This is a genomic window from Actinomadura sediminis, assembly GCF_042675525.1.
In the GTDB taxonomy this organism is placed as follows: domain Bacteria; phylum Actinomycetota; class Actinomycetes; order Streptosporangiales; family Streptosporangiaceae; genus Spirillospora; species Spirillospora sediminis.
On sequence record NZ_JBHTJA010000197.1, the window covers coordinates 1 to 5,381 of the forward strand.

Below are 5,381 nucleotides of genomic sequence, written 5' to 3' on the forward strand. Positions count from 1 at the left end.
ATCTCGCGCAGCGCCTCGGCGTGCGCGGCGAGGACGGCCGCCGCGATCACGCCGCGCAGCGGCGACGGCACCCACAGGACGCGGTCGGGCGCGGGGAGCCCGGCGGCGGCGTAGGCCGCGGCGATCCCCGCCTCGGCGCGAGGCCGGTCGGCGGGCGTCGCGGCGAACGCGGCGGACTGCCAGTCGCCCACGACGAAGTGCGCGGGCCGGGGGGTCTCGGTCAGCATGCCCGTCACCTCAGTCCGCCACGACGCGGACGGAACCCGGCACGTACTCGCGCTGGCGGATCACCCGGTACCAGCCCTTCGGCAGCGAGATGGCCGCGTGCTCCTCGTGCACCAGCCGCCCGCCCGACGGCAGGTGCAGGTGGTCGGGAGTGCGCGGGTCGGGGGTCCGCAGGAGCGTTCCGGGCGCGGCCAGCGCGTGCGCGTGCCCCGTCGCCTCGCCGAGCGCGAGCACCATGCGGCCCCGTCCGTCGCGCGGCGCCGGCGGCAGGGCCCGGACGGACGGCGGCACGTCCGCCTCGGCCACGGGCAGGATCAGGATGTCTCCCTGTCGGTACATGCGGCGAACGTAACGCCCGGCACCGACAAATCGGCACCGACGAACGGGCGCCGACAAATCCGGCGCCGGGGTGCGGGCGGTGCGGGTCAGAAGCCGCGCGTCCGGCGGGCGGCCGGACGGGCCCAGCGGCCGGACGCGGTGAGACCGACCCGCTGGAACGCCCGCACGAGTTCACCGCCGAGGTTCACCCCGGCGCCGAGCGCGAGCGCGATCGACAGCGCGGAGATCAGGCTGAGGATGCCGTCCTGCGGCGCCCCCGTGTTCAGCTCCACCATCCCCCGGTACAGCGGCGTTCCCGGCAGCAGCGGCCCGATCGCCGGGACGACGTAGGGCATCACGGGCGCGCCCTGTCTCCGCGCGACGACGTTCGCCAGCGTCCCCACCACCGTGGCGGCCACCGCGGAGGCCAGCACCGGCGGCATGTCCCAGCCGCGCATCATCACGTACAGCACCCAGATCAGCGCGCCGCCCAGCGCGACCGGCATCAGCACGGTGCGCGGCGCGGCCAGCGACACCGCGAACGTCACCGCCACGGCCGCGGCCGCGATGACCTGGACCGAGTCGAGCGTCTCGGCGGCCTTCGGCAGATGCCGCACGTCGATCGCGACGTCGAAGTTGACGGCGATGTAGACGACCGCGCCGAGGCCCGCGACGAGGGCCGCGATGATGAAGAACACCTCGAGCACGCGCGCCCCCGCGCTCACGAGGTCGCCGGTGATGCCGTCCTGAATGCTCGCCACCAGCGGGCGTCCGGGCAGCAGCGCCAGGATCACCCCGGTCACCACCGAGGCGGCCGGGCCCGGATTGCCCATCGCGACCACGATGACCGCGCCCGTCGCGCCGATCGCGGCGGCCAGCGTCAGCTGGAAGAACTCCGCGACGCCCCGGCGGGCGAGGTACGTGGCGGCCCGGTCGCCGAGGACCGTTCCGGCGAACGCGGTCATCGCGACCAGGAACCCGCCGCCGGACAGCACACTCGCCGACGCGGAGATCATGCCGAGCCCCAGCACGAGCATCCACGGCGGGTACGGGCCCCGCCCGCGCTTGATCTCGGCGAGCCGCCGGTGCGCCGCCTCCAGCTCCAGCATCCCGATGGACGCCTGCTGGACGAGGTCGTGCAGCGCGGTCAGCCGCCAGTGCGCGGGCGTGCGGCGCCGGATCGCGCGGGCCGCCGTCACCGGCGGCGCGCCCCTGCCCGGGTGCGACGACACCAGCAGGCTCGTCAGCGTGACCTGCACCTCGCAGCGCGGCAGCTCGTAGGCCACCGCGAGCCCGAGCATCGCCTCGTTGACCCGCTCGGTCGTCTCGCCGCTGGCCAGCAGTAGTTCCCCGACGCGCAGCACGAGGTCGACGGCCCGCGGATCGACGGTCTCCCCGGGCTCCTCCTCGGGCGGCTCCGGCGGCGTCCCGTCCATCAGGACCTGCCACGTCCGCCGCAGCCGTTCCGCGGCGGCCGAGGTTCGCAGCCGTTCCACCGCGCCCGGGGTCTCCGGGCGCTGGGTCGCGCTCATCCCGCGCCTGTGTCCTTCCAGCAAGATCCGATCTCGCCCGCAGGCTACCCACGGCCCGGGGCTGAGACGTCCACCGGGGTTATCCCCACAATCAAGTTCCGGTGTGACGGTCATCGCATCGTTGATACGAAGGGGGCATGAGTTCTCCCAGCGACCTCCGAGACGAGGCCGAACGGACCCTGCGCGCCCTCGCCGGCGACCACGCGCGGCTCCGCGACGACCAGTGGACCGCGATCGACGCCCTCGTCGTCGGGCGCCGCAGGGCACTGGTCGTCCAGCGCACCGGGTGGGGCAAGTCCGCCGTCTACTTCGTCGCCACCCGCCTGCTGCGCGCCCGCGGCGCCGGCCCCACCGTGATCGTGTCCCCGCTGCTGGCGCTGATGCGGAACCAGATCGACGCCGCCGAACGCGCCGGCATCCGCGCCCGCACGATCAACTCCGCGAACACCGACGACTGGGAGACGATCTTCGCCGAGGTCGGGCGGGGCGAGGTCGACGTCCTCCTCGTCAGCCCCGAACGGCTGAACAACCCCGACTTCCGCGACCTCGTCCTGCCCCGCCTCGCCGCGGGCGCGGGCCTGGTCGTCGTCGACGAGGCCCACTGCATCTCCGACTGGGGGCACGACTTCCGTCCCGACTACCGCCGCATCCGCACCCTCCTCGCCGATCTCCCGCCGGACGTGCCCGTCCTGGCGACCACCGCGACCGCCAACGCCCGCGTCACCCGCGACGTCGCCGAGCAGCTCGCCCCGTCGGGCACGGACGCGCGACCCGGGGAGACGCTCGTCCTCCGGGGCCCACTGGAACGCGAGTCGCTGCACCTGTCCGTGGTCGCCACACCGACCGCCGAGCAGCGCATCGCCTGGCTCGCCGAACGGCTCGACGGGCTGCCCGGCTCCGGGATCGTCTACACCCTCACCGTCGCCGCCGCCCACGAGATCGCCGCGTTCCTCCGCGACCGCGGCCACGAGGTCGCCGCCTACACCGGCCAGACCGAGCAGGCCGAGAGACTCCAGGCCGAGCAGGACCTCCTCGACAACAAGCTGAAGGCCCTCGTCGCCACCAGCGCGCTCGGGATGGGCTACGACAAACCCGACCTCGGGTTCATCGTGCACGTCGGCGCGCCGCAGTCGCCCGTCGCCTACTACCAGCAGATCGGCCGCGCGGGCCGCGGCGTCGACCGCGCCGAGGTGATCCTCCTCCCCGGCCGGGAGGACCGCGAGATCTGGGAGTACTTCGCGAGCATGGCGTTCCCGCCCGAGGCCGTCGTCCGCGACACCCTGCGCGTCCTCGACGAGGCGGGCCGCCCCCTCTCCCTCGGCGCCCTCGAACCCCGCGTCGACCTCGGCCGCTCCCGCCTGGAGATGATGCTCAAGGTCCTCGACGTCGACGGCGCCGTCCGCCGCGTCAAGGGCGGCTGGACCGCGACCGGCGCCCCCTGGACCTACGACCGCGAACGCTACGAGCGCGTCACCGCAGAGCGCCGCCGCGAGCAGCAGGCCATGCTCGACTACATCACCACCACCGGCTGCCGGGAGGAGTTCCTGCGCCGCCGCCTCGACGACCCGGCCGCGGCGCCGTGCGGCCGCTGCGACAACTGCACCGGCCGGCACAGATCCGCCGACGTCGCGGCCGAGAGCACCGCCCGCGCCCGCGACCGCCTCCACCGCCCCGGCGTCGACGTGCCGCCCCGCCGCATGTGGCCGACCGGCGTCAAGGACGACCTCGGCGTCGCCGGCCGCATCGCCCCCGGCGAGCAGGCCGAGACCGGACGCGCCCTCGGCCGCCTCACCGACATCGGCTGGGGCAACCGCCTCCGCGACCTGTTCGCCGCCGGCGACACCGACGTTCCGCCCGACATGCTCGACGCGGTCGTCACCGTCCTCGCCGCCTGGGACTGGCACGCCCGTCCCACGGGCGTCGTCACCATCGGCTCGCGTTCGCGGCCCCGCCTCGTGACCGGCCTCGGCCACCGCATCGCCGACATCGGCCGGCTCCCGTACCTCGGCGAACTCGCCCCGGTGGGCGACCCGGTCCCCCGGCGCCACAACAGCGCCCAGCGGCTCCGCTCGGTCTGGAACGCCTTCGCGCTCCCCGACCCCCTCACCGCCGCGCTGGCCACCGCGCCCGGTCCCGTCCTCCTCGTCGACGACCGCGTCGAGACCGGCTGGACGATGACCGTCGCCGCCCGCCTCCTCAGGCAGGTCGGCGCCCCCGCCGTCCTCCCCCTGACCCTCGCCACCCCCAACTGACCGCGTTCCCGGCGGACGGGCCGAAAGCGGGCCGCCTGAACGTCCTGAGCGGCGGCCGTCCAGCCGGAGCCGCCGGCCCGCGGAACGCGCACGGTGAGTGGCCGGCGGGTGGCGGGGGTCACGTGGGGAGTCGAGCTGCCAGATCGGGCTTCAGCAGGTCGCGGACCTCGCCGTACGGCGCGGCCATGCGCGACTTCATGCACGCGCTCCCCTCGGCCGACCAGTTCAGCACGAACCGGTCGGGAGCGAAGAAGATCGTGGCGTAGGGCGGGGCCTGCCGGGGGCCGCCGCTCGCCGGGTTGTCGCGGGGGAAGAAGTCGTCGCGTCGCGGGGGCCGGTCCGCCGCGCAGTCGTTCGGGCCCCACATGCGCTCGATAGCGTCGCCGGGGACGTACGCCAGCCGGGCGAGCAGGGTGTCGATCCCGGCCGGGGTGAGGGTGCCGGGCTTGAAGACGTCGTCGGCGGTGTAGGCGCGGCCCGTCTCCACGTCCACGGTGACCGCCCAGCTCGGAAGGAGACCGTCCGCGGGAGTGCAGAGCGTGGACCTGTTGTCGGGGTAGAGCACGGAGATCAGCGACGGCCCCTTGACGCCGACCCGCGCGGTCATCTCCACGACGCTGTCCCGGACGCAGACGGAGCGGTACTGCTCCGTCGCGGCCCGGACCCGCCCGATCGTCCAGTCGAGCGGGGAGCGGAGCGTCTCGTTGATCCTGCGCTCGACGGCGGCGTCGCGGTGGCCGCTGATCCGCACGTACTGGGAGCGCACCACCAGCGGCAGGCCGTCGAGCCGCTGGTTCTGCACGGTGACCGCGGCGGCGACCGGGCGGGCCCGCTCGGGAGCGGCTTCGCGGCCGCCGGTGGTGTAGGCGGCGACGCCGCCGCCGACGAGCGCGGCCCCCGCGACGCCCGCCGCGACCTTCCCGCCCACACCCGCGAAGACCCCGGCCGCGCCCACCGAACCACCCGAGACGGCGCCTCCCGCGCCCACTCCCGCAGCGGGCGCGGCCGCACCGGCTCCAGCCGCCGAGCCCGCGCCGCCCGAGCCGACGGCACT

General features: G+C 75.2%; 4 protein-coding genes and 1 pseudogene. 1 reads left to right on the forward strand and 4 read right to left on the reverse strand.

Features of this window, described 5'->3' with window-relative positions:
* From ACFQ11_RS36930 to ACFQ11_RS36940, 3 genes and pseudogenes are all read right to left on the reverse strand, one after another.
* Positions 1-227 (reverse strand): annotated as a pseudogene (locus tag ACFQ11_RS36930) (hypothetical protein); the annotation flags it as partial.
* A gap of 10 nt (positions 228-237) precedes the next feature.
* A complete protein-coding gene (locus ACFQ11_RS36935) occupies positions 238-564 on the reverse strand; it encodes a hypothetical protein (RefSeq protein WP_026404950.1) in 327 nt (108 codons plus the stop codon).
* An 86-nt stretch (positions 565-650) separates the two neighbouring features.
* Positions 651-2,075: a threonine/serine exporter family protein gene (locus ACFQ11_RS36940; RefSeq protein WP_378307483.1), complete on the reverse strand. Its 1,425-nt coding sequence runs from the start codon at positions 2,073-2,075 to the stop codon at positions 651-653.
* 137 nt (positions 2,076-2,212) lie between these two features.
* Between ACFQ11_RS36940 and ACFQ11_RS36945 the strand changes: the two genes are divergently transcribed.
* Positions 2,213-4,327, forward strand: coding sequence for a RecQ family ATP-dependent DNA helicase (locus ACFQ11_RS36945; protein ID WP_378307485.1), 2,115 nt, complete (start codon positions 2,213-2,215; stop codon positions 4,325-4,327).
* Between the two features lie 118 nt (positions 4,328-4,445).
* Here ACFQ11_RS36945 and ACFQ11_RS36950 read toward each other — a convergent pair.
* A partial coding sequence (locus ACFQ11_RS36950; protein WP_378307487.1) for a hypothetical protein occupies positions 4,446-5,381 on the reverse strand: 936 nt, incomplete at its 5' end.

Bases quoted from the DNA above. Each gene is read 5' to 3' on its own strand.
- ACFQ11_RS36935 (WP_026404950.1), bottom strand. From the start codon at position 564: ATGTACCGACAGGGAGACATCCTGATCCTGCCCGTGGCCGAGGCGGAC.
- ACFQ11_RS36940 (WP_378307483.1), bottom strand. From the start codon at position 2,075: ATGAGCGCGACCCAGCGCCCGGAGACCCCGGGCGCGGTGGAACGGCTG.
- ACFQ11_RS36945 (WP_378307485.1), top strand. From the start codon at position 2,213: ATGAGTTCTCCCAGCGACCTCCGAGACGAGGCCGAACGGACCCTGCGC.